This window comes from Nitrosospira sp. Nsp2 (genome assembly GCF_003050965.1).
GTDB lineage: Bacteria > Pseudomonadota > Gammaproteobacteria > Burkholderiales > Nitrosomonadaceae > Nitrosospira.
In genome coordinates, this window is sequence record NZ_QAOU01000001.1 from 497,193 (window position 1) to 523,240 (window position 26,048).

Sequence of the window (26,048 nt, forward strand, 5' to 3'; positions counted from 1 at the left end):
CATCGTGTCCCAGACTCAAGTTCTTGCCAGAAAGTGGCGCCCAAAGAGCTTCTCCGAACTGACCGGACAAGACCATGTGGTCAAGGCGCTTACCAACGCCCTTGAACAACAGCGGCTGCATCATGCCTATCTTTTTACAGGTACCCGCGGGATCGGCAAGACCACCATCGCGCGCATTTTAGCCAAGGCTCTCAACTGTCGAACGGGAATTACCGCGTCACCGTGCGGCATATGTTCCGCCTGTACTGAAATTGACGAGGGGCGCTTCGTTGATTTGCTCGAGGTGGACGCCGCTTCCAATACACAAGTGGAAAAGATGCGGGAATTGCTGGAGAACGCGCTTTATGCGCCTACAACTGCGCGTTACAAGGTTTACATCATTGACGAAGTTCACATGCTCTCCAAATCGGCTTTCAATGCGATGCTGAAAACACTGGAGGAGCCGCCGGAGCATGTCAAGTTCATCCTTGCAACGACCGATCCACAGAAGATTCCCGTTACTGTTCTATCCCGGTGCCTGCAATTCAACCTGAAGCAGATTCCACCGGGCCTGATTGCCGCCCATCTCAAGTACGTGCTTGAACAGGAACAGATCAGCTGCGATGCGATTTCGCTGCAATTGCTCTCGCGCGCCGCGCAAGGCAGCATGCGTGATGCCCTGAGTATCCTGGACCAGGCCATCTCGTTTGGGGAGGGCAAGATCGAAGAAGCGGGTGTGCGCGACATGCTGGGCGCAATTGATCAGAGTTATCTTTATGATCTGCTTGACGGGTTGGCCCGCAAAGACGGTGCGTATATGCTGGCAATAGCCGACGCCATGGAAAGCCATAGCGTTTCATTCGATGCGGCGTTGCAGGATCTGGGATCACTTTTGCACCGCATTGCGCTCGCACAGATCGTGCCAGCGGCTATTGCTGAGGATACGCCGGAGCGAGAGCGCGTTTTTGCGCTGGCAAAAACATTCACCCCGGAAGACATTCAACTGTTCTATCAGATCTCCATCCATGGCCGCGGCGACTTGAGCAGGGCACCGGACGAATATGCGGGTTTCACGATGACGCTCATGCGCATGCTAGCCTTCATGCCGCAGGATTTCCCGCACACCCTATCCCCACCCCCGCCCGCGCCCGCTGTTAAAGCGGGCGCCAAGGGTTCCGATATCGAACGCGGGGTCGATGCAACAGATAAATCTTCACCGCCGCCGGAAATGGCAAAGCCAGTCACGACAGAGCCAGTCGCAGCAGCGGCAGCCGCGGAAACGCCAGTGGTGGAAATAGCCGCAGCGCAACCGGACGCTGACACAGACCTGTTCAGCGGTGACTGGATAGCGGTGGTGCAGGAGTTGAAGCTGAACGGCCTGGCGAAAATGCTAGCCCAGAACAGCGAAGTGAAGCGTGTAGCGTCGAACGAAATCGAGGTTTGCGTGCCCGAGACGCATAAGCACCTGCTGAACAAAGACTATCAGGAAAGGGTGCAGACTGCGCTGAGGGCGTATCTGGGCAAGCCCATCCGGTTAAAGTTCTCAGTTGGGGTGGTGACAGGGATGACCCCAGCGGAACTGGAGAATCGTGAGAAACAGGAGAGGCAATCTCAGGCCATCACAGCCGTCGAGTCAGACCCGTTTGTGCGCGAACTGGTGGAGCAATTTGACGCAAAAATAATCGTTTCTTCGATCAAACCCATTCAATAGTGGAGGTATAAGATGATGAAAGGCGGCTTGGGCAATCTGATGAAACAGGCTCAGCAGATGCAGGAGAACATGAAAGCCATGCAGGAAAAGCTGGCCTCGGTGGAAGTCGAGGGGCAGTCTGGTGCGGGGATGGTGAAAGTGGTAATGACATGCCGTTATGATGTGAAGCGCGTCAGCATCGATAACAGCCTCCTGGGCGATGATAAGGAAATGCTGGAAGATCTGATAGCAGCCGCGGTAAACGATGCGGTACGGCGAGTCGAATCAACTACCCAGGAAAAGATGGCCGGGTTCACTTCGGGTTTGAATCTGCCACCCGGAATGAAACTGCCGTTTTGATCTTGCCGCTTGATCTCGCGCTACGACAGGAGTGCATCAAGCAGTTCCCGTATACTTATGGCCTCAATTGATTGAAAACGCCCCATAGCCTGGATGAGTTGATCGATGCGCTGCGCTGTTTGCCCGGCGTCGGTCCCAGGTCCGCGCAGCGTATGGCGTATCACCTCCTGCAGCGCGATCACGCTGGTGCTCGGCGACTCGCCAGTTCGCTTGATTATGTGCTGGAGCACATCAGGCACTGCGAGAAGTGCAATAATTTCACCGAAGAGGTCGTCTGCGAATTATGCCGTTCGCACCATCGGGACGCGACCCTGTTATGCGTCGTCGAAATGCCGGCCGACTTGCTGATGATGGAGCAGGCGCATTGCTATAAAGGCATGTATTTCGTATTGATGGGCAGGCTTTCGCCATTGGACGGCGTCGGCCCGCGGGAAATCCACCTCGACCGTCTATTGAAGCGGGCGCAGGACGGCATGGTGAAGGAAGTTGTGCTGGCGACCAATTTTACGGTTGAAGGCGAGGCCACTGCGCACTATATTGGCGAGCTGCTGCACCACAAGGGCGTGAAAGTCACGCGCATTGCACGCGGGCTGCCGGTCGGCGGTGAACTGGAACACGTGGATAGCGGTACGCTCGCGCAGGCAGTGATCGAGCGGCGAGAGGTTTAGCACCGGGTTGAGGACCGGGTTCAGTAACTTAATGATCGTGCGGAGAGAACGACGTCAAACCTTGTCGTGCTCGACCGCGAACTCAATTGACCTCAACGATTCATGCTGAATGCACCTTGATGTTGCTTCCGTAACCATAGCGTTATACTTCTGCCTCGCGGCTCGAAGAGCTCGTAAAGAGGCCACAATGAAAGCCAAGTCTCCAAAATTAACCAAGACCGCAACACCTTCCGGACGCCCCAGGTCGGCTAAGTCGACCAGGCCGGCAAGATCGCCCCGATCTCCCCTACGGCCAGCGCTGGGGCGGTCCGAATCGCCCCGATCTCGCCCGTCGCCCCCATTGCCTCAATCTCCTCAATCTCCTCAATCTCCTCAATCACCGAGCCAAGCCGAATCGCTTAGATCGAGCAGAAAAAACACGTCTGCAAGCGCCGATCTAAAGGCTCGCCCGGAGTCACTCCCCGTAACGCAGAAATTACAAAAGTTGCTGGCGCAGGCAGGGCTGGGCTCCCGGCGGGAAATGGAAGAACTGATTAGTGCCGGGCAGGCGACCATCAACGGAAAGGTCGCACACATTGGTGATCGTGTCGGGGCCGAAGATGTAGTGCGAGTGGGAAAGCGCGTGATCCATTCCAAATCCGGCAAACGCCCCCCGCGGGTAATGCTTTATCACAAGCCGGAGGGTGAGATCGTGAGCCGGGATGATCCGCAGGGTCGCCCATCCGTATTCGACAAACTGCCGCAGATGCAGTCGTCGAAATGGATAGCGATCGGCAGGCTGGATTACAACACCAGCGGCTTGCTTATATTCACTACCGATGGAGAATTGGCTAACCGGTTGATGCATCCCCGCTTCGAGGTAGAGCGCGAATATGCGGTGCGAATTATTGGACGCTTAACGCCGGAGCAGACGGAACTGCTGACCACCGGGGTTAAACTGGAAGATGGCCTGGCAAAATTCGATTATTTGTCGGACGAAGGCGGTGAAGGTTCCAATCACTGGTACCGCGTGATACTGAAAGAAGGCAAGAACCGCGAGGTACGCCGTATGTTCGAAGCGGTGGGATTGACGGTAAGCCGGCTTATGCGGGTGCGCTTCGGTCCCATCAATCTGCCGCCGCGTCTGAAGCGCGGAAGGTGCCTGGAGTTAAACGAGACCGAGATACGCCGACTGCTGGGGCTGGTCGCCTAGTTACCCCTGCAATGTCAGGGAGAGGAAACAATCAGGGGAGCTGGTCTCGTTGCAGCAGGAACACAAACTCGTCCCCAGCACTTGTTTCCAGCCAGGTGAAAGGCACCTCCGGGTAGGCCCGTTCCAGGCTTTCTCGATTATGGCCGATCTCAACGATTAATACCCCCCGATGGGTTAAATGACCGGCTGCCTCGTTGAGTATTGTCCGCGTAGCTTCCAGCCCGTCCACCCCGCTTGCCAGCGCGTTTTCGGGTTCATGGCGGTATTCCTCCGGCAGCGCCGCCATCGCCTCCGCGCTGACGTAAGGCGGATTGCTGATGATGAGATCATACGTGCGCCCCCCTAATTCCGCAAAAAGATCCGACTGGATCAGATTCACTTGATGCTCCAGGTTGTAATCCGCCACGTTCCTTTGGGCGACTTCCAACGCCCCCGGTGAAATGTCAGCCGCATCTATGGTGGCGTTGGGGAACGCGTATGCGAGCAGTATGGCAAGGCAACCGGAACCGGTGCACAGATCCAATGCGGAGCGGATTGCACCGGGGTTTTCTATCCACGGCGCAAGTTGTTCCCGCAGCAACTCGGCAATGAAGGAGCGTGGTACGATCACGCGCTCATCGACGAAAAAGCTGAAATTTCCCAGCCATGCCTCGTTGGTGAGATATGCCGCAGGGATTTTTTCCGACACGCGGCGCTCGATCACCCCCAGCACCTGCTCCAGCTCAGCCGTGGCAAGCCGGGCGTCGAGAAACGGCTCCAGCCGGTCGAGCGGGAGATGGAGCGTGTGGAGAATGAGATAAGCCGCTTCATCATAGGCCGAGGCGGAGCCATGGCCGAAAAAGAGGCCGGCTTCGTTAAAGCAGCTTACCGCAAAGCGGAGCAGGTCGCGGATAGTTTGGAGTTGACTTCTGGCTTCTCGGTACACGTTGATCGCCATCATAGGGGATTAAACCGGGCGCTGAGCAGTATTCTGTAATACCTCAAATGAGCTTGATTAACTGCTACGTGGCTGGCTGCATGGAATGGTGAAGCTCGACCCTTACCACCAGTCCGGGTTATTGCGCATGCTTGTGCAGAAATATCTACTGTATTTGCGGCGGCTGGCGCTGCGTTTCAAAGATGTGCGAGCCATGGTAGCAGGGGGGTGAACGCTCAGAAAAGGAGTTATCTCAGCAATAGGCTCTCCAGCGTCAACCGGTAGATATGTGGTAAGTGTTGCAGATCCTCTACTTCGACATATTCGTTGAGCTTGTGGATGGTGGCATTGCGGGGTCCCATCTCTACCACCTGGGGGCAGATGTCGGCAATGAAACGGCCGTCGGACGTTCCGCCGGATGTGGAAAGTGCTGGCTCGATTCCCGTTACGGTTGAGATAGCGTGGCTTATCGCATCCACCAGGCTGCCCCTGGGTGTCAGATAGGGTTTGCCTGAAAACTCCCATCGCAGATCGTAGTCAAGGCCGTGGCGGTCGAGGATTTCATGCACTCTCTGTTGCAGCGATTCGACCGTGCTCGCGGTGGAGAAGCGGAAATTGAAAAGCATCGTCACTTCACCCGGGATGACGTTGGTCGCGCCCGTGCCCCCATAGATATTGGAAATCTGCCAGGTGGTGGGCGGAAAATATTCGTTGCCCTCGTCCCATCTTGCTTGCGCCAGTTCGGCAATGGCGGGAGCGGCCAGGTGGATAGGATTTTTTGCCAGATGAGGGTAGGCGATATGGCCTTGTATGCCTTTCACGGTCAATGTCCCGGAGAGCGAGCCGCGCCGGCCGTTCTTGATCGTGTCCCCGAGTCTGTCCACGCAGGTGGGTTCGCCCACGATACAGTAGTCGATCAGTTCGTTACGCGCTTTAAGGGTTTCCACCACACGGACCGTTCCGTCGACGGCAATGCCTTCCTCATCCGAGGTGATCAGCAGCCCAATGGAGCCGCCGTGGGTGGGGTGTGCAGCGACAAACGCTTCAATTGCGGTAATGAACGCCGCGAGCGAGCCTTTCATATCTGCGGCTCCCCGGCCGTAGAGCCTGTCATTCCGGATTACCGGAACGAAGGGATCGCTGTCCCATTTGTCGACCGGGCCTGTCGGCACCACATCGGTGTGTCCGGCGAAACACAGCAGCGGGGCGGTCGTTCCGCGCCGGGCCCATAAATTATCCACCTCGCCGCAGCGAACTCTTTCGATGCTGAAGCCGATTTTTTCCAGGCGGCTGATCAGGATTTCCTGACAGCCGTTATCGAAGGGCGTGAGCGAACGACAGGCGATCAGCGCTTGTGCGAGAGCCAGCGTTTCATTTTGCATGACGGATTTTCCAAAAGGGTGGGACAGGGAAAGGCACGGAGCAGGATGTGGTCATAATGTTCTGCTAAATGCCGCGCAGAAGCTCGTTTATACCGGTCTTGGCCCGTGTTTTGGCGTCCACCTGTTTCACGATAACCGCGCAATAAAGGCTGTATTTGCCATCCGCTGAGGGAAGGTTGCCCGAGACAACGACTGATCCGGGCGGAATGCGCCCATAGCTGACTTCACCCGTTTCACGATTGTAAATCTTGGTACTCTGGCCGATGTATACCCCCATGGAAATCACCGAGTTCTCGCCGACAATGACGCCCTCGACAATTTCCGAGCGCGCGCCGATAAAGCAGTTGTCCTCGATTATCGTTGGATTCGCTTGAACGGGTTCGAGCACGCCGCCTATTCCCACACCGCCTGAGAGATGCACATTCTTGCCAACCTGAGCGCATGACCCGACCGTGGCCCAGGTATCGACCATTGCGCCTTCATCGACATACGCACCGATGTTGACGTACGACGGCATTAGTACCACATTGCTGGCAATGAACGCGCCTTTTCGCACCGCTGCCGGGGGCACGACGCGGAAGCCGCCATTACGGAAATCCTTGGAACTGTAATCCGCGAATTTGGACGGAACCTTATCGAAATAGTTGGAAAAACCGCCCTTGATGAAAGTATTGTCCTCTATGCGAAAGGAAAGCAGCACGGCTTTTTTGATCCATTGATACGTGTTCCATTCACCGTTTATTTTTTCCGCCACTCGCAGTTTACCGTTGTCGAGCATTTCCAGCACCTGCGCTACGGATTCCTTGAGTTTTGCATCCACATTTCGTGGCGTGATCTCGGCACGGCGTTCGAATGCTTCTTCAATGGTACTTTGCAGCTGATCCATGGTTTTCCTTTGGTTGTTTTGTTGTCCAGGTTTATCGCCGGGTCAGGCGGATACCAGCATTTTTATCCGTTGGACCGCTTCCACGCACTCCGCCAACGGCGCGACGAGGGCGATGCGGATGAAGTTTTCGCCAGGGTTGATTCCATTGGCATGCCGCGCAAGGTAGCTTCCCGGCAAAACGGTAACATTATAATTGCGATAGAGCTCACGGGTGAACTGTACGTCGCTACCAGGTGTCCTTACCCACAGATAAAACGCCGCGTCGGGCATTGACACCTGCAGGCTTTCCTGCAGCGATTTCGTAACGGCCTGAAATTTCTCCCGGTATAGGCGCCGGTTTTCGACGACGTGATCCTCGTCGTCCCACGCTGATTTGCTCGCCGCCTGGACCGCCGGGTTCATGGCGCTGCCATGGTAGGTACGGTAGAGCAGAAATTTCTTGAGTATCGACGCGTCGCCTGCGGCAAACCCTGACCGCATGCCCGGCACATTTGATCTTTTGGACAGGCTGCTGAATACCACCAGCCTGGGAAAGCCGCTACGGCCCAGACGATGAGCGGCTTCGAGGGCGCCAAGCGGGGGTGCGTCCTCGTCGAAATAAATCTCGGCGTAGCACTCGTCGGAAGCAATGACAAAACCATAACGATCGGATAATTCGAACAGATATCTCCACTCGTCCATGCTCATTACCCTGCCTGTGGGGTTGCCGGGAGAGCAAACGTAGACCAACTGACAACGCGACCAGGTATCCTCGGGCAGTTGTCCATAGTCGAGCGCAAAGTCGTTCTCTGGCATCGTGTTCAGGAAATGGGGAGTAGCACCCGCCAACAAGGCCGCACCTTCATATATCTGATAAAAAGGATTCGGACACACTACAATTGCCTCTGCCCGGGACGGATCAATCACTGCCTGAGCAAAGGAAAACAGGGCTTCACGACTTCCGTTGACCGGAATGACCTGTGTTTCGGGATCAATTTCCGGTAGCCGGTAGCGTCGGGTCAACCACGCTGCAATGCTGGTTCGTAGCGATCGGGCGCCCAGCGTGGTCGGGTAAACCGCCATGCCGGCAAGATTCTCCGTCACAGCCTGGCGGATGAAATTGGGCGTGGCGTGTTTAGGCTCGCCGATGTGGAGGCTGATGGGCGAATAGGCCTGCTCCGGCGCCGCCCCCTCAAACAGCTTGTTGAGCTTCTGGAAGGGATAGGGCTGCAGGCGGTCGAGATTGGGATTCAATTTTATGGTTTGGCCTGACTCTTGAAGGAGAATTGCCTAAAAGACGGGGTCCATTGATCGTAGCGGGATTATAAAGTGGCAAGCGTTTTGCTACCAGACAAAATGACTAATCAAAACCAGCAAAATGTGTATCCCGTGTTGGCCCTGCTCGGGGGGGCGGCTATTTGGGGTCTGCTATGGTATCCCTACCGGCTGCTGGAAGAAGCGGAGGTGAGCGGTCCTATCGCTACCGCGCTCACTTATGTTATCGCATTATTGCTGGGCTTGGCCCTGTTCGGGAGAAACCTGCGAACGTCCCGAATTCTATGCGGTAAGCCCCAATTATTGCTCTGGATCGGATTGTGCGCCGGGTGGACTAATCTTGCATACGTGCTCGGCGTGATTCACGGCGAAATCATGCGAGTTATGCTCTTGTTTTATCTCGCACCGCTTTGGACGATCGTGTTTTCGCGCCTGCTGCTGACCGAAGTGCTCAGTCTGCACGGATACCTGGTTATTGCGTTGTCTCTGGCTGGGGCGATTGTCATGCTATGGCAACCCCAACAGGGCTTTTCAATGCCTTCGTCTTATGGCGACTGGATGGGATTGTCTGCCGGCTTCATGTTCGCCCTCTCAAACGTGATAAGCCGCATGGATCAGGCGCACACCATACAATTGAAGTCGCTTGCGGTGTGGATGGGGGTTACGGTGATTGCCTTCGGCTACAGCCTTTTTTTGTCGCCGCCATCGCTGGGCAGTGTTCCTGCCGAGATTTATCTGCTCATCCTGGGCGTGGGGGTGGTGGTGTTCGGGCTGAGCGTGGCGGTGCAATATGGCCTGACGCATGTTTCCGCAAATCGCGCGATTGTCATTATGCTGTTCGAACTGGTCATTGCTGCGCTGGGGGCTTACTTTCTCGCGGGCGAGGCCATGACAGCGAGAGAATGGATTGGCGGCGCAATGATTATTTCCGCCAGCCTGTTTTCCTCGCGGATGAATCGGGCGTAACATAAACCTTTGCCCGCTGCCCATACGATCCATGCCCCTGCCCTTAGGTGCCGTTATTGACCTTGTTGGTGTTGCCGCCCTTGACGTCCATGCCGGTAACATCGCAATGGTGCCAACTTGCGTGCTTCGCATTTTATCTCCGGAATAATGAGCCAGTACGTGGTTTTTCTGGAGCGGGACTCTCTGAAGGCGCAGGTGCGCCGGCCGATTTTCGAGCATAGGTACGAGGAATACGCGCATACGGCCAACGATCAAGTCGTGTCGCGGCTGCAACAAGCGACAGTGGCCATTATTAACAAGGTACGGCTGAACGACGAGATTCTCGCGCAATTACCCAGCCTGAAACTGATCGCAATGTGCGCGACGGGATATGACGGCATCGATCTTGCCGCCTGCCGCCGCCGGGGTATCGCGGTGACGAATATTCGCAACTACGCCATCCACACCGTGCCCGAGCACGTGTTTGCGCTGCTGCTTGCGTTACGCCGGAATCTGCTGGCCTATCGGCAGGAGATCGAGCAGGGAGCATGGCAAAAATCGGAGCAATTTTGCCTCTTCACGCATGATATTGGTGAGCTGTTCGGCTCCGCCATGGGGATCATCGGCGAAGGCGCCATTGGACAGGCGACAGCTGCCATTGCTCGTGGCTTCGGCATGCGGGTGCTGTTTGCATATCATCCATCGTCTAGGAAAAAAGATCTGGCGTTCACGCCTCTGGATCAGGTGCTTGCCGAGTCCGACGTGCTTTCGCTGCATTGTCCCTTATTGCCGGCCACGCGTAACCTGATTGGTATCGAGGAGCTGCGCAAGATGAAGCGCAGTGCGTTTCTCATCAATACCGCGCGTGGCGGATTGGTGGACGAGCCGGCGCTGGTTCGGGCGCTGGATGAGAAGCTGATCGCTGGCGCTGGCTTCGACGTGCTCACCGAAGAGCCACCGGTGAACGGCAATCCGTTGCTCGAGTTACGACGTCCCAACTTTATCCTTACACCTCATGTTGCATGGGCTTCGGCCGAAGCAATGCAGACGCTGGCCGACCAGTTGATCGATAATATCGAGGCGTGGGTAGCCGCCAAGCCACAAAATCTCGTCACTTGACAGATGCCTGAGCAGTTCCCCTTGCGTCCTACATAGCAATTCGCGGGCCACCGCTCGGAGGCAACAGGACAGTGGTTAGCGCACCAATGGATGAGCGAGCTTGAGTTGAAATAACCGCTGGAGAAAGGCTGGAGGGGCGAGTACCTCGAGCGAATGGCGGGCGCCCGCAAGCGCAAGCCCGGCTGTTGACAAGCCAGGTTCCCTCCGATAGTCTTTTATGGTTAAGCTTGACCTGATATTACTGGTATCGGTCGGGCTGATTTAATTCATGCGATTCAGCATGCCAACCGGCTTCAAACACCCAATCAGTTTGGTAACTGCCAACTATAACAGGAGGGAACTATGGAACTCAAAGGATCGAAAACTGAAGGAAACCTGAAAGCGGCTTTTGCCGGTGAGTCTCAGGCCAATCGCCGTTATCTCTACTTCGCAGCCAAAGCGGATGTGGAGGGACAGAACGACGTGGCAGCGGTATTCCGTTCAACGGCAGAGGGCGAAACCGGCCATGCCCATGGTCATCTGGAATATCTCGAAGGCTGCGGCGATCCGGCTACCGGTCTGCCCTTCGGCTCATCCCGTGCGAATCTGCAAACAGCCATAGCGGGAGAGACGCACGAATATAGCGACATGTACCCCGGCATGGCCAAATCTGCGCGCGAAGAAGGTTTTGATGAAATAGCCGATTGGTTCGAGACGCTAGCCAAGGCGGAACGCTCTCATGCCAACCGTTTTCAGAAAGCTTTGGACAGCCTGACAGAGTGAGCGGCACCAGTAATACTATGGACTGGATCGAGCGACGAGCTCGATCCAGTCGGCGTTGTTTTTTCTGCCTCAGTTCAATCGCCATAATTCCTTATTTTCCTCATTTCCTTATTTAATTTTCCTATGTCATGACCACTCGAGAAGGCAGTCTGGAGCCACCCAAGCGTCATCCGCTCGATTGGGAAAATCCCGAATTCTATGACGAACCGAAACTGTTCAATGAGATGGAACGCGTCTTCGATATATGTCATGGCTGCCGTCGGTGCGTCAATCTGTGCACGGCCTTTCCGCGGTTATTCGATCTGATAGACGAGGGCTCCACAGGCGAGCTCGATGGGGTGGAGAAGCAGAAATATTGGGAGGTGGCGGATCAATGCTACCTCTGCGACATGTGCTTCATGACGAAATGCCCCTATGTTCCGCCGCATCCATGGAACGTCGATTTTCCACACCTGATGCTGCGCGCCAAGGCGGTAAAATATGAAAAGGGCGAGACCGGTTTTCGTGACAAACTGCTTTCCAGCACCGATCTCGTGGGCAAGGTGGCCAGTGTTCCAGGAGTCGCACAGACGGTAAACGCCGTTAACAAGAACCCGGCCGCCCGAAAGCTGATGGATAATCTGCTCGGTATTCACGCCGAGCGGAAACTTCCCGATTATGATAGTAGAAAATTTCGTGCCAACGCCCGGATCAATACCGCTCATGAGGTTCGTGCCGGTGCAAAAACGCCGGGAAAAGTAGCGATATATGCGACCTGTTACGTGAACTACAACGAGCCCGGTATCGGGCACGATTTATTGAAGATTCTGGATCACAATGAAATTCCTGCTTGCCTGGTAGAAAAAGAAGCGTGCTGTGGGATGCCAAAGCTGGAATTGGGCGACCTTGCAGCGGTGAAGGAACTTAAGGAAAAAAACATACCTCCGCTCGCCCGACTCGCGCGGGAAGGATATGCCATCCTTACCGCGGTGCCTTCCTGTACGCTTATGTACAAACAGGAGCTGCCGCTCATGTTCCAGGTGGATGATGATGTGCAAGCGGTAGCGGACGCGATGTTCGATCCGTTCGAATATTTGACATTGCGGAAGCGGGATGGCCTGCTGAAGACCGATTTCAAGCAGCCCTTGGGTAAGGTCTCCTACCACATTCCGTGCCATTTGCGGGTTCAGAACCTGGGGCAGAAGACCAGGGAAATGCTGCAATCGATTCCCGGCACTCAGGTAACGGTAGTGGAGCGTTGCTCCGGCCATGACGGTACCTGGGGCGTAAAAACCGAGTATTTCGCCAATTCCATGAAAATCGGAAAACCGGTATTCAGGCAGATGGCCGCCCCGGGCCCTGATTACATCAGCTCAGATTGCGCCATTGCCGCCCGACACATCGAGCAGGGCATGGGGGAAACAAAAGCGCAGAAGCAGCACCCGTTGACGCTTATGCGTATCGCGTATGGGATTGGCTGAACAATTTGTACGGAAATTCTATTGACCTCTCTTAGATTTACCCTGAACATGCGCCGTATAACCTCTGATAGCCTCATGACCCTGGAAGCGTATGCCAAAGCACGGCAAGAATTCCGTGCCCAAATGATCGCGCATAAAAAAAACCGCAAGGTGCATCTCGGCGAGCACGTTACGCTCATGTTCGAGGATGAGTTGACGGTACGGTACCAGATTCAGGAAATGCTGCGGGTCGAGAAGATTTTCGAAGAAGCAGGCGTACTCGAGGAACTGGAAGCGTACGGAGCGCTGCTGCCTGACGGAGGCAATTGGAAAGCGACCATGATGATTGAATTTTCTGATCCGGTTGAGCGTACCGCTCAGCTGAAGGAATTGATCGGGATAGCGGATCGGGTGTACGTAAAAGTGGATAATCATGACCCGGTACACGCCATCGCCGACGAAGACCTCGACCGTGAAACGGAAGAGAAAACTGCTGCAGTGCATTTTTTGCGGTTTGAGCTGGCTAGCGACGTGGTCGCGGCATTAAGGGACGGCGCCCCCTTGAGCATGGGTATAGATCATGCGGCCTATTCAGTGCCAGCCACGCCGGTCGACACGGGAGTGCGCAATTCCCTGGTAAGCGATCTGGATACGGACGCTACTTCGTAATGAGGCGACTGCTTATATTGTTGTGCCTTCTTTCGGTGGCCGCGCCGGCTACGGCTTTTTTCGGCCCCAAAAAAAGCTCGGATTACGAGTACGAAAATGAAAAGCCCTGGGTCGAAATACAGGCGCAACTGCCGAGCTATCCGAAATCGGAGAACCTGTTAGAGTTCGACGCTGGTCCCGCGAGCACAAATCTTCATTTCGTCGATGGCTCGTCCATTAGTGTGGGGGAGGATGGCGTGGTGCGCTACAGCCTAGTGGTCAAATCGCCAGCGGGGGCGATGAACGTGAGCTACGAAGGCATACGTTGCCAGACCAACGAAAGGAAAGTTTATGCTTACGGCCGGGCCAAAGATGAGTCGTGGGCACCGACAAGAATGGGCAAATGGTCGGACCTGGAAAATATCAAGCAGAACTATGCGCAACGCGCCCTCTATCGATATTATTTCTGTCCGCTCGGGATAGGCATGGTGAAAGACGCGGACGAGGCAGTTCAGGCATTGAAAGCGGGAGGCCACCCGAAGGCAGTCCGGTATTAACGGATCAGCCTGGGCTCTGATAGACTAGCCTTGAGGACTTTGGGTCATGCGCCGGCAATAGTTTTGCAAATTGTCGGGCAGATCGTCCGGGCAAACGCCGCACAGGCAGTTGCCTTGCATGGCATAATCAATGAATTTCGGAGGCTCCAGCTTGAGGTTCGCCATGATGTCCTTGAACTCTTCAAGGGCGCGGTTGTTCCCGAGCCGGGAATTGCGCGTTTTTTCCTGCGCTATCGAGGAAACCCGCCGGCTGTTGTAGTCGTGGGCGGGGTAAACCAGGCAGTCATCCGGTAGGGAAAACAATTTTTCGGTAACGCTCCTGAATAGCGTCTCCGCATTGCCGTTCTGGAAGTCCGTCCGTCCGCACCCGTCAATCAATAGCGCATCCCCGGTGAATACCCTGTCGTCGCACAGGTATGCAAAATGCCCGTCTGTATGACCCGGCGTATGGAGTGGTTGCAACGCAACGCTGCCAATGCGCAGGGGTGTTCCTTCTTCAATGCCAAACTCCGTGCAGGGGAGGCGGTCGAAGGCGGGCCCGGCGATTTTGCTGCCCGAGATCCGTTTCAATTCAAGCGCGGCAGTAATATGGTCCGCGTGGATATGCGTCTCCACGCTGTAGGCAAGAGTCACTCCGAGCTTTTTGATTTCGTCAAGATCCCGCTCCAGCGCCGTTATCACCGGATCGATCAGTACGGCCTCTCCGGTTTCCTCGCAGCCGAGGAGATAGGTATACGTGCTGGACAAAGGCTCAAACAGCTGACGAAAGATCATGACGCCCCTTATGATCTCGCCCTGGGGGATCTGGGGCGAGCTGGCCCGCCGGACTCAGGCGGTAGCGTTTGCTCTCTGATAAAGCGTTTTAGCTCGCATCCCCAGACGGCAATAGCCCAGAACGGGCCCCGGGAGCGTTTCCATGGCTGTCTTGAATTCGGACACATGCTCATCGGTTATTTGCCCAGGCACGACCGGCAAATAAAAAAACTCAAGACCGAGCGTCCTTGCTGTAGATTCGAGCAGCGCATGGTCGGCATGGGCGCCCCCGTCCTCGTCATCCGGCCGGTTGCAGATGACACTTTTAAAACCAGCTGCTTTAATCTCCGCCAGGTCATCAACATCAATTTGCGGGCTGGACGAAAAGTGATCGTCAATTGGGGTAAGCGGTTTCATTGAATCTCCTCAGGCAATGTCGTTTCGAGATATTGTATGTGAGTCCCGGAACCTTTGAATAATTCCCACGCGCTCCGGGGAGGATTTGTTGAGAGGTTCGTCAAAGGTTCACTAGAGCAAAACCAGATTATCCCGGTGTATGAGTTCCGGTTCAACTACGTAACCCAGGAGGGCTTCGATATCGCTGCTGGAGCGCCGAAGGATCTTCCTCGTTTCGGCAGCGCTGTAATTGACGAGTCCGCGGGCAACTTCCTTTCCGTCCGTATCAAGGCACCCGATTGCTTCGCCGCGCTCGAAGTTGCCGCTGACATCCATGACGCCTATGGGCAACAGGCTCTTTCCGCCGGCGGCAAGCGCGTTAACCGCTCCCTCATCCAGGGTCACATTGCCGCGCAGTTGCAAATGGTCGGCCAGCCATTGTTTCCGGGCCGCCAGCGTCATGGTATCCGCCAACAGCTGGGTTCCGATCAGCTGGCCTTGCGCGAGGGAAATCAGAACGTCTGTTTCATGACCGGATGCAATCACCGTGTGGGCGCCGCTGCGCGCAGCCCGCTTTGCCGCCAGCACTTTTGTCAGCATGCCCCCGCGCCCGATCTCGCTGCCGGCGCCGCCTGCCATGGCTTCAATGGCAGGGTCGCCGGCCTTCGCGTGTTCCACCAGCGTGGCTTGCGTATCCTTGCGCGGGTCCGCTGTGAATAATCCTCCCTGATCGGTGAGAATCACCAGCACGTCGGCTTCGATCAGGTTGGTGACCAGCGCCGCTAGGGTGTCGTTATCGCCGAAGCGGATCTCGTCGGTCGCGACCGTATCATTTTCATTGATTACCGGAATGACATTGAGGCTTAGCAGGGTGGTCAGGGTTGAACGTGCATTCAGGTAGCGTTTGCGGTCAGCCAGGTCCTCATGCGTAAGGAGCACCTGCGCCGCATGCAATTCGTGGCTGCGGAAGCAGGATTCGTAAGCCTGTACGACCCCCATTTGTCCGACGGCGGCCGCGGCCTGCAGTTCGTGTAAGGCATGCGGACGTTTTTTCCAGCCCAACCGTTGCATGCCTTCCGCAATTGCGCCGGAAGAAACCAGCACGACCTCCTTGCCCATTGCCTTGAGTTTGGCGATTTGCTCCGCCCAGCGCGCAAGTGCCGCGTGATCCAGTCCTTGTCCCTGGTTTGTTACCAGACTGCTGCCCACTTTAACGACGATGCGCCGGGCGCTTTTCAAGATGGATTGCATGATGTTTTACGCTGAGTTTTACGCTGAGACAGTGTGATGATGCGTGGTAGCGCAAATTCTGTGGCGAATGTACGTGGGGTGGATTCCGGCGAGGGCCGCGCTCAAATGAAAGGCCTGAGTAGTATAATCGTTGTGCTTCTGTTTATGAACAGCCTATGGCGATGGGTTCTGCAGATATTCGCCCGATGGTGCATGTTCCTCATTTGCGCCTGCTGATTCCTGCTCCAGATATTCCATGATTGCATAAGTCAGTTCCCTGCAACCTTCCCCCGTTACCGCCGAAATGAGGAAGCTTTTGCCTTTCCACCGGAGTTCGCGGAGGAATTTCTTGCCAGCCTTATCCCGCTCTTGCTCATTCAACAGATCAGCTTTATTGAGGACCAGCCAGCGCGGTTTGCGATAAAGCGATTCGTCATACTTCTTCAGTTCCTTGACGATGGCTTTGGCTTCGCGCACCGGATCGACATTTTCATCCAGCGGCGCGATATCAACGACATGCAACAGCAGACGCGTGCGGGCAAGATGCTTTAGGAAGCGGTGTCCCAGCCCTGCGCCTTCTGCCGCGCCTTCGATCAGACCGGGGATATCGGCCATCACGAAGCTCCGATTCTGGTCTACGCGCACCACGCCCAGATTCGGATGCATGGTGGTAAAGGGGTAATCGGCCACTTTTGGGCGCGCAGCGGAGACAGCACGAATAAGGGTCGATTTACCCGCGTTTGGCATTCCGAGGAGCCCTACATCCGCCAAAACCTTGAGTTCGAGTTTAAGATCGAATTCCTCTCCGGGTTCACCAAGGGTAAATCGACGTGGCGTACGGTTAATGCTGGACTTGAAATGCAGGTTGCCAAGGCCGCCTGTGCCACCCTTGGCCAGCAAAACCGTTTGTTCATGCCCCGCCAGATCGGCAATCACTTCCCCCGTAGCCGCGTTTGAGATTACGGTGCCTACTGGCATCCGCAAGACGATGTCTTCGGCCCCCTTGCCGTAGCAGTCCGAGCCGCGCCCGTTCTCGCCCTTTTTTGCCCGATGTTCGCGGGCGAAGCGGTAATCTACCAGCGTATTGATATTGCGATCGGCAATGGCAAAAATGCTTCCGCCGCGCCCGCCATCGCCCCCGGAGGGGCCGCCTTTGGGGATGTACTTTTCGCGCCGGAAACTGGCGACGCCATCTCCGCCTTTGCCGGCGGTGACATGGATCAGTGCTTCATCTATGTATTTCATCGCATCTTGTCCCGCTTATCAGGCTGAAAACAAAAAAGCCCTATCAGATCGACAGGGCTCTTTCGCGGTGGTTCCTGGAAAAACTATATCTGGACAAGAACAAGTACTGGGGCTGCGGGGAACGATTCAGAGCGTGCTTGACTCGACCGGGTGGATACTGACTATTTTACGCTGCTGCGCACCTTTCATCCCAAAATTTACTGTACCGGTGACCTTGGCGAACAAAGTATGATCCTTGCCCATGCCAACATTTTCTCCGGCATGGACCTTGGTTCCGCGCTGGCGGATGATAATGCTTCCAGCGGAGATGAGTTCTCCACCGTAGCTTTTCACGCCCAGGCGTTTCGAATTTGAATCACGTCCGTTCCGTGAACTGCCGCCTGCTTTTTTGTGTGCCATGCTAAGCTCTCCCTATGCCGAAATATCTTTGATCTCAATTTCGGTGTAATTCTGCCGGTGTCCTTGATGTTTCTGATAGTGTTTGCGCCGCCGCATTTTGAAAATGCGTATCTTGTCGTGCCTGCCCTGTTTCAGCACGGTGGCGGTCACCGAGGCGCCGCTCAACACAGGCTTGCCCATTGAAATATTGTCGCCATCCGAGATCAATAACACCTGGTCGATCACAACTTCGCTACCTATATCTGCAGGTATCTGTTCAATCTTGAGCTTTAGCCCGTTCTCGACGCGGTATTGCTTGCCGCCCGTTTTTATAATTGCATACATTTGAATTCTTTCTCTTACGTAAGTGGCCAAAGTACCTGGAAAAAAGTACCTGAAAAAGGTAAACGACAATTATACATTACCCCCTTGATTAGGTCAAAGTTCTGTTGCGAATGAGTTTTGTGTCACAATAGCGGGTTACTCCGTTAGCGGCTTGACATACTGGCGGTGACGTTTCTACCATGGCACCTTTTTTGCGGGAACCTCTGTGTCGATTGAACGTATCAGAAGCCTTATCGCCCAGGATATGGTCGCGGTGGATACTGTTATCCGCGAGAAACTCTACTCCGATGTGGCGCTCATCCGCCAGGTAAGCGAATACATTATCAATAGCGGGGGAAAACGCCTGCGGCCCGCGCTGGTAATTCTCTCGGCCGGTGCATTCAACTACGCTGGCAAGCATCACTACAATCTTGCCGCCATCGTCGAATTCATCCATACCGCCACGTTGCTGCACGACGACGTCGTCGACGCGTCCGAATTGCGGCGCAGCAAGGCGACGGCAAATGCCCTGTTCGGCAATTCCGCCAGTGTGCTGGTCGGAGATTTTTTATATTCACGCGCATTCCAGATGATGGTCGAGGTGGACAGCATGCGCGTCATGCGGGTGCTGGCCGATGCCACGAATACGATCGCGGAGGGCGAGGTATTGCAGTTGCTCAACTGCCGCGACCCTGATGTGGATGAGGAGAACTATCTGCGCGTGATCCGTTATAAAACCGCGAAACTGTTCGAGGCGGCAACCCGTCTGGGGGCAATCCTGGGCAACGCCACCATGGCGGAGGAGGAGGCGATTGCCGCTTACGGGATGCATCTCGGCACAGCATTTCAGTTGACGGATGACATGCTGGACTACTCGGGGGATTATCAGGAAACGGGCAAGAATCTGGGCGATGACCTGGCCGAAGGCAAGCCCACCCTGCCGCTCATCTATGCCATGAAAGCGGGATCGAGCGCCCAGGCTGCAATAATACGCAACGCGATAGAGAAGGGCGGCGAGGGAGGCTTTCAGCCCATCCTGGACGTCATCCAGCAGACCGGCGCACTGGATTACGCCCGGCAGCGGGCGCAATCCGAATCCGAAACTGCATCCAGAACGATCGCGTCATTGCCCGATTCCGATTACAAGGAATGCCTGTTACAGCTCAGCACTTTTGCAGTAGCAAGAAATTATTAGCCGCTCAGCAAATAGGGACGGAGAATGGTTGAACTCACAAACGTTTCCCGCGGCCCGGAAGGAAATTTGAATTGCCCGGAAATCCCTTCCTGCGTACAATTGCTGCCCACGCGCAGGAAGCGATTATCTCAGGCGCATGTAAACAGCACGGTCAATTCGGGGTGTAGCTCAGCCTGGTAGAGTACTGCGTTCGGGACGCAGGAGTCGGAGGTTCGAATCCTCTCACCCCGACCATGTTTCATAGGGATCACTTTCAAGCAGGTTTTTCCCGGGCATGCCGGGATTCCGGGATTCGATTGCGGAAAACCGGAGGACGTGGCAGCGGTTACCCACAGGTTCCGGGAGCCATGGCCGGGCCGCAGCGCCGGTTCCGAAAGCGTCATGTTATTTCAGCCTTACCCCGTTCCCGGAAGATCCGTCCGTTATGACTTGCACCGTTCTGCGCAGTCGGTAGAATGCAAAGTCTTCTGCTTAGCAGTAGGTGCGCCCAATTCTGATGCGGCAACGGAAACAATACCGTGGGTAGAATTCTTTTCTTCGCTCTTATTATCGTCGTTGTTTTCTGGATAATAAGAAGCTACCGACGGTCGCTCAAAAAGCGTGAAGAAGCGCATGAGGAGCCGCGCTCCCTGGAGGGAGAGGATATGGTTCGGTGCGTCCACTGCGGCGTACATCTGCCGAGGAGTGAAAGCATCACATCCGAAGGGGAATTTTTTTGTAGCGATGAGCATCGCCGCCTGCACCTGAAGTTATAAAAAACCTGGAGTGTCGATAGGTGCGTGGAATGCAACGGCAAGCCGATCAAAATGCAGGTTGATCAAATGCAGACTGATCCAGCGATTTGCCCGAGCAACGTCCGCTTTATTCCTTCTCCCAATTTTGATGAGCGCCCGCCCGGGTGTGAAATAAACCTGCTGGTCATCCACAACATCAGCCTCCCGCCGGATGAGTTTGGCGGCGATGGGGTGATTGATCTCTTCACCAACCGGATCGAGCCCGACACGCATCCCTATTATCGGTCCATATGCGGACTCAAGGTTTCAGCTCACTTTTTCATACGCCGGAATGGCGAAACCATTCAGTTCGTTCCGTGCGAGAAGCGCGCGTGGCATGCTGGTGAATCCTGCTGGCAGGGCAGGAGCCGGTGCAACGATTATTCGATCGGTATAGAGCTGGAGGGGAGCGACAGCGTTCCGTTTACCGACATTCAGTACGCTGCGCTGGCGGTGCTGACCCGTGCGCTACAACAGCGCTATCCTATTGTGGAGATAGCCGGGCACTCAGATGTCGCGCCGGGGCGCAAGACCGACCCCGGCCCCTGTTTCGACTGGGGGCGTTACCGCGCGCTGCTCTCGGACCGTTGATCTCACTTCAAGTCCCCTCTATTCCCTGGATTTCGTTTCCGCGGTCTTCTCCTTTTTTGCAGAGCGCGTGATTATCTTGACGACATGCGCGCCTTTTCCTTTGGCGCCTGATTTCCGCTATTAAAGCCGGAACCGGACACGACGCCCTGGCCACCCAGATAGTCTTCGTAGTTACCCTTGAAGTCCGTGATTCCATCCGATGTCATTTCAACAATACGCGACGCGAGCGAAGAAACGAATTCCCGGTCATGGGAAACAAAGATCAACGTGCCCGTGTATTTCTCCAGCGCCGCATTGAGCGACTCGATCGATTCCATATCGAGATGGTTCGTGGGCTCATCCATCAGCAGCACATTGTTTCTTTTCAGCATGAGCTTGCCAAACAACATTCGTCCTTCCTCGCCCCCGGATATGACTTTCACCGATTTTTTTACTTCGTCGCCGGAAAACAGCAGTCTCCCAAGAACGCTGCGCACAGCCTGATCATCGTCCCCTGCACCCCGCCATTGCGTCATCCAGTCAGTGAGCGACATGTCTTCCTCGAAATCGTCCGCGTGGTCTTGCCCAAAATAACCGGGGCGAGCCTTTTCCGCCCACTTCACCTCGCCTGCGTCCGGCGCGATATCCGCAGCGATAGTGCGCAGCAGGGTGGTCTTGCCGATGCCGTTGGGGCCGATAATCGCGATCTTCTCCCCTGCTTCCACATTGAGACTGAACTTGTGGAACAGCGGTTTTTCCATACCCGGAAACTGCTTGCTGATGCTTTGCACGGATACCGCCAGGCGGTGCAATTTTTCGCGCTCATCCATCTCGAACCGGATGTATGGGTACTGGCGGCTGGAAGGCTTGATATCCTCCAGCTTTATCTTCTCGATCTGCCGTGCCCGACTGGTGGCCTGCCGTGCCTTGGAGGCATTGGCGGAAAACCGGCTGACGAACGATTGCAGCTCCGCGATCTGCGTTTTCTTCTTGGCATTGTCAGCCACCATGCGTTCGCGCACCTGAGTGGAAGCGATCATGTAGTCGTCGTAATTTCCGGGGTAGATGCGGATCTCGCCGTAATCCAGATCCGCCATATGCGTGCAGACGCTATTAAGAAAATGTCGGTCATGGGAAATGATAACGATTGTGCTCCTGCTCGCGTTGATAACATCTTCCAGCCAGCGAATGGTGTTGATATCAAGGTTGTTCGTCGGTTCATCCAGCAGCAGAATCTCGGGATCGGCAAACAACGCTTGTGCCAGCAATATGCGCAGCTTGAAGCCGGGTGCGATTGCGCTCATCAAGCCCTGGTGTTGTGAAAGCGGGATACCCACTCCCAACAGCAGTTCACCTGCGCGCGCCTCGGCGGAGTAACCGTCCAGCTCGGCGAAGTGCGCCTCCAGATCGGCGGCGTGCATGTAGTCGGCTTCGGTGGCATCGGGGTTCGCATAGATCGCGTCCCGCTCCTCTTTCACCCGCCACAACTCGGCGTGCCCCATCATTACGGTGTCGATCACCAAGCAGTGCTCGAAGGCGAACTGATCCTGGCGCAACTTGCCCACACGTTCGCCGGCGTCAACGCTGACATTGCCCGAGGTCGGGTCCAGGTCGCCTCCCAGTATTTTCATGAAGGTCGACTTGCCGCAGCCATTGGCGCCGATCAATCCGTAACGGTTGCTGTCACCGAATTTGACCGAAACATTTTCGAACAGGGGTCGTGCCCCGAATTGCATCGTGACGTTAGCGGTAGTAATCAAAGGTCTGTCCGGAAATGGATAAAACCCTAAATTTTACCCGATTAATGTGTAATACGGAACCATCCGGGCGGTGAATCCATCGCACCGCGGGTACGGTAAAGCGGTATTTCGGTGCGGAAGTTTATCTCCAATCCAAAGGCCGGCCTGCCGGCTTCCCTTCTCGGATTTCTACAGGCGACAGCTCAGTTCCAGTCGAAAATAATCGAGATGTATTGATATGGGTACCACGGGGAGACGTGTCAGAAAGAAGCATGGCATCGTTTCGCGCGTGTTCCGAAATACGCTACACCTCCCGTTCTTTCGGCGTTGGGGCCCGTCAGCCCGACGTTCCCGTACGCCATCCTCCCACCCGTTCTGCCACTGAACCGCGCCTGATCATTCGTGCGATAGGCCGGCATTCATGTATCATTGCGTTTTCGAATTACATCCGTGTTGCATGAAAATCACCTTTCTGGATTTCGAGCAGCCTGTCGCTGAGCTTGAGGCAAAAATCGAGGAATTGCGCTTCGCCCAGGAAGATTCAGCGGTCGATATTTCAGCTGAAATTTCGCGTTTACAGAAGAAAAGCCAGTCACTTACCACCGGCATATACGCCAAGCTCACACCCTGGCAGATCTCGCAGGTTGCGCGACATCCCCAGCGGCCTTACACGCTTGACTACATCCGGCACCTGTTTACCGACTTCGAAGAGCTTCATGGCGATCGGAGTTTTGCCGATGACCATGCCATCGTCGGTGGGTTGGCGCGATTCCTGGGTCAAACGGTAATGGTCATTGGTCACCAGAAAGGCCGGGATACCAAGGAAAAGATCCATCGCAATTTTGGCATGCCCAAACCTGAAGGCTACCGGAAGGCGCTGCGCCTGATGCGCCTGGCTGAGAAGTTCTCCATCCCCTTGTTCACGTTCATCGATACCCCGGGAGCCTACCCGGGCATTGGCGCGGAGGAGCGCGGCCAATCGGAAGCGATCGGCCGGAACCTCTATGTTCTCGCGGAGCTTAAGGTTCCGGTCATTTGCACCATCATCGGAGAAGGCGGGTCTGGCGGAGCATTGGCAATTGCCGTAGGCGATAGGGTGCAGATGCTTCAATACGCCACATACTCCGTTATTTCTCCCGAGGGCTGCGCCTCTATCCTGTGGAAAAGCGCTGACAAGGCGCCCGAAGCTGCCGAAATCATGGGTATCACGGCTCATCGCCTCAAGACCATGGGATTGATCGACAAAATCATCAGCGAGCCCGCCGGCGGGGCCCATCGCGACTACATTGCGACGATGCATGACGTAAAGATGGCGCTCGAGGAATCGCTCAAGCACCTGCAAGGCCATTCCCCGGAGGCGTTGCTGGAGAGACGCTTCACCCGGTTGATGGGATATGGCAAGTTCAAGGAAGTTAAAATCAAATAACATTTCCCGCAAAGCCGAAAACGTGCTGCGTGAACAGGTCCGGCGAGGAAACCGGCTGTTCGTGGGGTTGAGCGGGGGCGTGGATTCGGTCGTGCTGCTGGATCTGCTCGTACCGCTATCTGTTCAACTTCCGTTTGAGCTTTCTGCCATTCACGTCAATCATGGCATCAGCCCGCGTGCCGACGAGTGGAGCCGCTTCTGCCATCATCTGTGCCGTTCGCGCGGCGTCCCGCTCGAAACCGCCAGGCTCAAAATCAACAGGGAACCCGGCGTCAGCCTTGAAGCCGCGGCGCGGGAAGAACGCTATCGCATATTTGCCACACTGAAGGCAGATTATGTGGTCCTGGCTCAGCATCTGGATGACCAGGCTGAAACCCTCATGCTGCAGTTGTTACGCGGCGCGGGCGTGAAAGGGCTGAGCGCCATGCCCGTCGTCAGGGCAACGCGTGTGGCGATGAAGGATCCATGGCAACCGAACAGCGGGAGCGCGTCCCCCGCCCGAACCTCGCCCTACCCGCTGATTTTGCGGCCGCTGCTGGAAGTATCGCGCCGGGAGATCGAGGATTATGCTCAACGACATGCGTTGCAGTGGATAACCGATGAAAGCAACGATGATACGGCTTTTGATCGCAACTTCTTGCGCCACGAATTCTTTCCCATGCTGGAGAAACGTTTCCCTTCCTATCGCAAGGCTTTCCTTCGCGCAAGCGGGCATTTCGCGGAGGCATCCGCCCTACTGGATGAATTGGCCGAGGTCGATAGCAGGGAATGCGCCCGTACGGGAAGCATCGAGATCGAATGTTTGCGCAAGTTGAGTTTTCTTCGCGCCAAGAACCTGCTGCGCTACATGTTTGCCCGCAGGGGCGCGATACTGCCGAGCGCCGCAAAGCTGGAGGATATCCTGCGGCAACTGCTGTTTTCCGGGGCTGATGCGAAACTGCATGTGAGGTTCGGAAATAATGAAATACGCACATTCAGAGGCTTGCTACATATACGCGAAACAAGCGCATTTCCCCCCATCCACTGGTGCATGGGCTGGCACGGAGAGAAACAACTTGTTCTTGCCGAGTTGTGCGGGGCCTTGAAATTCACGGCTGCTGAAGGAGTGGGGATCAGCCTGCGTAAACTTACCGAATATCCCGTGACAGTTCGGTTGCGCAGAGGCGGGGAGGGCTTGCGACCGGATTGCAAACGGCCGCGCCGCAGTCTCAAGAACCTCTTGCAGGAGGCGGCGATGCCGCCATGGGAGCGAAAAACGCTTCCGCTGTTATTCAGCGGGGAACAACTCGCCTGCGTGCCAGGGCTCGGGGTGGATTGCAACTTCCAGGCCGCGCCAGGGGAGCAGGCATTGGTCGTTGCCTGGTGCCCGGGCGTAGCCGTGACCGGACAGTAGCTCCGGCAGACAATTTTCAGTCGCTCAAGCCGAGCATGAGCGACTATCAGATGGTAGTTGTGCCGCAATTACCCGCCAGTTATCCCGCTTGTACGTTATCACGCAGCCGCTGCTTCTTCGCTTCTGCCGTCTACGCGAGCTCGAAAACCAGCACCTCCGCGTTTCGGCCCTGGTCAAGAACCGCGCGCTCTTCGCCTGCGAGCATGGCGCCATCACCAGTCTGCAGAGAGACACCATTCAGCGATACCTCGCCGCGCGCGACCTGCACGTAGACATACCTGTCTGGTGCGTTGGAATGCTCAACCCGTTCGTTGCCATCCAGCAGGCCGGCAAACATTTTCGCATCCGCATGGATTGTCACGGAACCATCAGAGCCGTCTGGTGACGCGATCAGGCGCAGCCTGCCGCGTTTTTCCTCGTCCCTGAAATACTTTTCCTCATAGCTGGGGGTGATGCCTGCCGCATTGGGCAGAAACCATATTTGCAGGAAATGAACTTGCTCGGTTTGTGATGGGTTGAATTCGCTATGCAGTACACCTGTGCCGGCGCTCATCCGCTGCACATTACCTGGACGAATAACGGAACCGTTGCCCATGTTGTCCTTGTGTGCAAGTGCGCCGTCCAGTACATAGCTGACGATTTCCATATCGCGGTGTCCGTGGGTGCCGAAACCGCGGCCCGGTTCCACGGTGTCGTCATTAATGACGCGTAGCGCGCGAAACTGAACATGTTTGGGATCTTGATAATCCGCGAAGGAAAAGCTGTGCCAGGAATTCAGCCAGCCATGGTCGGCATGACCGCGATCCTGCGCGCGTCGTAATTCCAACAT

General features: G+C 55.6%; 28 protein-coding genes and 1 tRNA gene. 16 read left to right on the forward strand and 13 right to left on the reverse strand.

Annotated features, from left to right (window positions below; translation table 11 throughout):
* The first annotated feature begins 4 nt into the window (after positions 1 to 4).
* The 3 genes from dnaX to recR all read left to right on the forward strand — a co-directional run bounded on the left by dnaX (position 5) and on the right by recR (position 2,697).
* Entirely contained in the window at positions 5 to 1,690 is a 1,686-nt protein-coding gene (dnaX, locus tag C8R31_RS02200) for a DNA polymerase III subunit gamma/tau (RefSeq protein WP_107692426.1), read from the forward strand.
* 15 nt (positions 1,691 to 1,705) lie between these two features.
* The gene (locus C8R31_RS02205) at positions 1,706 to 2,029 is read left to right on the forward strand and encodes a YbaB/EbfC family nucleoid-associated protein (protein ID WP_181320421.1); all 324 of its coding nucleotides are present in this window, start codon (positions 1,706 to 1,708) and stop codon (positions 2,027 to 2,029) included.
* A 71-nt stretch (positions 2,030 to 2,100) separates the two neighbouring features.
* Positions 2,101 to 2,697, forward strand: coding sequence for a recombination mediator RecR (gene recR, locus C8R31_RS02210; RefSeq protein WP_107692428.1), 597 nt, complete (start codon positions 2,101 to 2,103; stop codon positions 2,695 to 2,697).
* A gap of 248 nt (positions 2,698 to 2,945) precedes the next feature.
* Here recR and C8R31_RS16400 read toward each other — a convergent pair whose 3' ends face one another.
* Positions 2,946 to 3,077 (reverse strand): hypothetical protein, encoded by a 132-nt coding sequence (locus tag C8R31_RS16400; protein WP_258192537.1) that lies wholly within the window; start codon positions 3,075 to 3,077, stop codon positions 2,946 to 2,948.
* On the opposite strand from C8R31_RS16400, the gene rluB reads away from it, so the two are divergent.
* A complete protein-coding gene (rluB, locus tag C8R31_RS02215) occupies positions 3,038 to 3,889 on the forward strand; it encodes a 23S rRNA pseudouridine(2605) synthase RluB (RefSeq protein ID WP_107692429.1) in 852 nt (283 codons plus the stop codon). The two genes, C8R31_RS16400 and rluB, sit on opposite strands and share 40 nt — an antisense overlap.
* A 31-nt stretch (positions 3,890 to 3,920) precedes the next feature.
* Here the strand turns inward: rluB and prmB are convergent, their stop codons facing one another.
* The 4 genes from prmB to dapC all read right to left on the reverse strand — a co-directional run bounded on the left by prmB (position 3,921) and on the right by dapC (position 8,306).
* Entirely contained in the window at positions 3,921 to 4,826 is a 906-nt protein-coding gene (gene prmB, locus C8R31_RS02220) for a 50S ribosomal protein L3 N(5)-glutamine methyltransferase (RefSeq protein WP_219907441.1), read from the reverse strand.
* A gap of 227 nt (positions 4,827 to 5,053) precedes the next feature.
* The gene (gene dapE / locus C8R31_RS02225) at positions 5,054 to 6,187 is read right to left on the reverse strand and encodes a succinyl-diaminopimelate desuccinylase (RefSeq protein WP_107692430.1); all 1,134 of its coding nucleotides are present in this window, start codon (positions 6,185 to 6,187) and stop codon (positions 5,054 to 5,056) included.
* Between the two features lie 64 nt (positions 6,188 to 6,251).
* Positions 6,252 to 7,073, reverse strand: coding sequence for a 2,3,4,5-tetrahydropyridine-2,6-dicarboxylate N-succinyltransferase (gene dapD / locus C8R31_RS02230; RefSeq protein ID WP_107692431.1), 822 nt, complete (start codon positions 7,071 to 7,073; stop codon positions 6,252 to 6,254).
* 42 nt (positions 7,074 to 7,115) lie between these two features.
* A complete protein-coding gene (gene dapC / locus C8R31_RS02235; RefSeq protein ID WP_107692432.1) occupies positions 7,116 to 8,306 on the reverse strand; it encodes a succinyldiaminopimelate transaminase in 1,191 nt (396 codons plus the stop codon).
* A gap of 102 nt (positions 8,307 to 8,408) precedes the next feature.
* Here dapC and C8R31_RS02240 point away from each other — a divergent pair, with 102 nt between their 5' ends.
* The 6 genes from C8R31_RS02240 (at position 8,409) to C8R31_RS02265 (ending at position 13,797) form a co-directional block, all read left to right on the forward strand.
* Positions 8,409 to 9,293 (forward strand): DMT family transporter, encoded by an 885-nt coding sequence (locus C8R31_RS02240; RefSeq protein ID WP_107692433.1) that lies wholly within the window; start codon positions 8,409 to 8,411, stop codon positions 9,291 to 9,293.
* A gap of 147 nt (positions 9,294 to 9,440) precedes the next feature.
* Positions 9,441 to 10,391, forward strand: coding sequence for a D-2-hydroxyacid dehydrogenase (locus C8R31_RS02245; RefSeq protein ID WP_107692434.1), 951 nt, complete (start codon positions 9,441 to 9,443; stop codon positions 10,389 to 10,391).
* Between the two features lie 342 nt (positions 10,392 to 10,733).
* On the forward strand, positions 10,734 to 11,153 hold the full coding sequence (locus C8R31_RS02250; protein WP_107692435.1) for a rubrerythrin family protein: 420 nt from the start codon (positions 10,734 to 10,736) through the stop codon (positions 11,151 to 11,153).
* Between the two features lie 128 nt (positions 11,154 to 11,281).
* Positions 11,282 to 12,613: a heterodisulfide reductase-related iron-sulfur binding cluster gene (locus C8R31_RS02255; RefSeq protein ID WP_107692436.1), complete on the forward strand. Its 1,332-nt coding sequence runs from the start codon at positions 11,282 to 11,284 to the stop codon at positions 12,611 to 12,613.
* 21 nt (positions 12,614 to 12,634) lie between these two features.
* A complete protein-coding gene (locus C8R31_RS02260; RefSeq protein ID WP_308811257.1) occupies positions 12,635 to 13,261 on the forward strand; it encodes a DUF3501 family protein in 627 nt (208 codons plus the stop codon).
* Complete coding sequence (locus tag C8R31_RS02265; RefSeq protein ID WP_107692438.1) at positions 13,261 to 13,797, forward strand: CNP1-like family protein; 537 nt, start codon at positions 13,261 to 13,263, stop codon at positions 13,795 to 13,797. Before C8R31_RS02260 ends, C8R31_RS02265 begins: the two co-directional genes overlap by 1 nt.
* A 24-nt stretch (positions 13,798 to 13,821) precedes the next feature.
* Here C8R31_RS02265 and C8R31_RS02270 read toward each other — a convergent pair whose 3' ends face one another.
* From C8R31_RS02270 to rplU, 6 genes are all read right to left on the reverse strand, one after another.
* Positions 13,822 to 14,571: an MBL fold metallo-hydrolase gene (locus C8R31_RS02270; RefSeq protein WP_107692439.1), complete on the reverse strand. Its 750-nt coding sequence runs from the start codon at positions 14,569 to 14,571 to the stop codon at positions 13,822 to 13,824.
* A gap of 54 nt (positions 14,572 to 14,625) precedes the next feature.
* Complete coding sequence (locus C8R31_RS02275) at positions 14,626 to 14,967, reverse strand: TIGR01244 family sulfur transferase (protein ID WP_107692440.1); 342 nt, start codon at positions 14,965 to 14,967, stop codon at positions 14,626 to 14,628.
* A 111-nt stretch (positions 14,968 to 15,078) separates the two neighbouring features.
* Positions 15,079 to 16,197, reverse strand: coding sequence for a glutamate 5-kinase (proB, locus tag C8R31_RS02280; protein ID WP_107692441.1), 1,119 nt, complete (start codon positions 16,195 to 16,197; stop codon positions 15,079 to 15,081).
* Between the two features lie 153 nt (positions 16,198 to 16,350).
* Positions 16,351 to 17,421: an Obg family GTPase CgtA gene (gene cgtA / locus C8R31_RS02285; protein WP_107692442.1), complete on the reverse strand. Its 1,071-nt coding sequence runs from the start codon at positions 17,419 to 17,421 to the stop codon at positions 16,351 to 16,353.
* Positions 17,422 to 17,547: 126 nt separating this feature from the next.
* The gene (gene rpmA / locus C8R31_RS02290; protein WP_107692443.1) at positions 17,548 to 17,820 is read right to left on the reverse strand and encodes a 50S ribosomal protein L27; all 273 of its coding nucleotides are present in this window, start codon (positions 17,818 to 17,820) and stop codon (positions 17,548 to 17,550) included.
* 12 nt (positions 17,821 to 17,832) lie between these two features.
* Positions 17,833 to 18,144 (reverse strand): 50S ribosomal protein L21, encoded by a 312-nt coding sequence (gene rplU / locus C8R31_RS02295; RefSeq protein ID WP_107692444.1) that lies wholly within the window; start codon positions 18,142 to 18,144, stop codon positions 17,833 to 17,835.
* Between the two features lie 205 nt (positions 18,145 to 18,349).
* Here rplU and ispB point away from each other — a divergent pair, with 205 nt between their 5' ends.
* From ispB to ampD, 4 genes are all read left to right on the forward strand, one after another.
* Positions 18,350 to 19,318: an octaprenyl diphosphate synthase gene (ispB, locus tag C8R31_RS02300; RefSeq protein ID WP_107692445.1), complete on the forward strand. Its 969-nt coding sequence runs from the start codon at positions 18,350 to 18,352 to the stop codon at positions 19,316 to 19,318.
* Between the two features lie 157 nt (positions 19,319 to 19,475).
* Positions 19,476 to 19,552: transfer RNA gene (locus tag C8R31_RS02305), tRNA-Pro, on the forward strand.
* Between the two features lie 284 nt (positions 19,553 to 19,836).
* Positions 19,837 to 20,073 carry a PP0621 family protein gene (locus tag C8R31_RS16405; protein WP_107692446.1) on the forward strand — a complete coding sequence of 79 codons (237 nt, stop codon included), beginning with the start codon at positions 19,837 to 19,839 and terminating at the stop codon, positions 20,071 to 20,073.
* 66 nt (positions 20,074 to 20,139) lie between these two features.
* Entirely contained in the window at positions 20,140 to 20,682 is a 543-nt protein-coding gene (gene ampD / locus C8R31_RS02315; RefSeq protein WP_258192496.1) for a 1,6-anhydro-N-acetylmuramyl-L-alanine amidase AmpD, read from the forward strand.
* A 71-nt stretch (positions 20,683 to 20,753) separates the two neighbouring features.
* Here ampD and C8R31_RS02320 read toward each other — a convergent pair whose 3' ends face one another.
* Positions 20,754 to 22,421: an ABC-F family ATPase gene (locus C8R31_RS02320; protein ID WP_107692447.1), complete on the reverse strand. Its 1,668-nt coding sequence runs from the start codon at positions 22,419 to 22,421 to the stop codon at positions 20,754 to 20,756.
* Positions 22,422 to 22,857: 436 nt separating this feature from the next.
* Between C8R31_RS02320 and C8R31_RS02325 the strand changes: the two genes are divergently transcribed.
* Positions 22,858 to 23,826, forward strand: a complete 969-nt coding sequence (locus C8R31_RS02325; protein WP_107692448.1) for an acetyl-CoA carboxylase carboxyltransferase subunit alpha — start codon at positions 22,858 to 22,860, stop codon at positions 23,824 to 23,826.
* Entirely contained in the window at positions 23,795 to 25,219 is a 1,425-nt protein-coding gene (gene tilS, locus C8R31_RS02330) for a tRNA lysidine(34) synthetase TilS (RefSeq protein WP_107692449.1), read from the forward strand. The genes C8R31_RS02325 and tilS overlap by 32 nt, the downstream gene beginning before the upstream one ends.
* A 130-nt stretch (positions 25,220 to 25,349) precedes the next feature.
* Here the strand turns inward: tilS and C8R31_RS02335 are convergent, their stop codons facing one another.
* Entirely contained in the window at positions 25,350 to 26,048 is a 699-nt protein-coding gene (locus C8R31_RS02335) for a pirin family protein (protein WP_107692450.1), read from the reverse strand.

Coding starts and splice junctions, on each gene's coding strand:
- C8R31_RS02250 (WP_107692435.1), top strand. CDS start 10,734: ATGGAACTCAAAGGATCGAAAACTGAAGGAAACCTGAAAGCGGCTTTT.
- C8R31_RS02205 (WP_181320421.1), top strand. CDS start 1,706: ATGAAAGGCGGCTTGGGCAATCTGATGAAACAGGCTCAGCAGATGCAG.
- proB (WP_107692441.1), bottom strand. CDS start 16,197: ATGCAATCCATCTTGAAAAGCGCCCGGCGCATCGTCGTTAAAGTGGGC.
- rplU (WP_107692444.1), bottom strand. CDS start 18,144: ATGTATGCAATTATAAAAACGGGCGGCAAGCAATACCGCGTCGAGAAC.
- C8R31_RS02245 (WP_107692434.1), top strand. CDS start 9,441: ATGAGCCAGTACGTGGTTTTTCTGGAGCGGGACTCTCTGAAGGCGCAG.
- dapE (WP_107692430.1), bottom strand. CDS start 6,187: ATGCAAAATGAAACGCTGGCTCTCGCACAAGCGCTGATCGCCTGTCGT.
- prmB (WP_219907441.1), bottom strand. CDS start 4,826: ATGGCGATCAACGTGTACCGAGAAGCCAGAAGTCAACTCCAAACTATC.
- rpmA (WP_107692443.1), bottom strand. CDS start 17,820: ATGGCACACAAAAAAGCAGGCGGCAGTTCACGGAACGGACGTGATTCA.
- C8R31_RS02240 (WP_107692433.1), top strand. CDS start 8,409: ATGACTAATCAAAACCAGCAAAATGTGTATCCCGTGTTGGCCCTGCTC.
- tilS (WP_107692449.1), top strand. CDS start 23,795: ATGGCAAGTTCAAGGAAGTTAAAATCAAATAACATTTCCCGCAAAGCC.
- C8R31_RS02335 (WP_107692450.1), bottom strand. CDS start 26,048: ATGTTGGAATTACGACGCGCGCAGGATCGCGGTCATGCCGACCATGGC.
- C8R31_RS02270 (WP_107692439.1), bottom strand. CDS start 14,571: ATGATCTTTCGTCAGCTGTTTGAGCCTTTGTCCAGCACGTATACCTAT.
- C8R31_RS02265 (WP_107692438.1), top strand. CDS start 13,261: ATGAGGCGACTGCTTATATTGTTGTGCCTTCTTTCGGTGGCCGCGCCG.
- dapD (WP_107692431.1), bottom strand. CDS start 7,073: ATGGATCAGCTGCAAAGTACCATTGAAGAAGCATTCGAACGCCGTGCC.
- C8R31_RS02275 (WP_107692440.1), bottom strand. CDS start 14,967: ATGAAACCGCTTACCCCAATTGACGATCACTTTTCGTCCAGCCCGCAA.
- cgtA (WP_107692442.1), bottom strand. CDS start 17,421: ATGAAATACATAGATGAAGCACTGATCCATGTCACCGCCGGCAAAGGC.
- ampD (WP_258192496.1), top strand. CDS start 20,140: ATGCAGACTGATCCAGCGATTTGCCCGAGCAACGTCCGCTTTATTCCT.
- C8R31_RS02255 (WP_107692436.1), top strand. CDS start 11,282: ATGACCACTCGAGAAGGCAGTCTGGAGCCACCCAAGCGTCATCCGCTC.
- C8R31_RS02325 (WP_107692448.1), top strand. CDS start 22,858: ATGAAAATCACCTTTCTGGATTTCGAGCAGCCTGTCGCTGAGCTTGAG.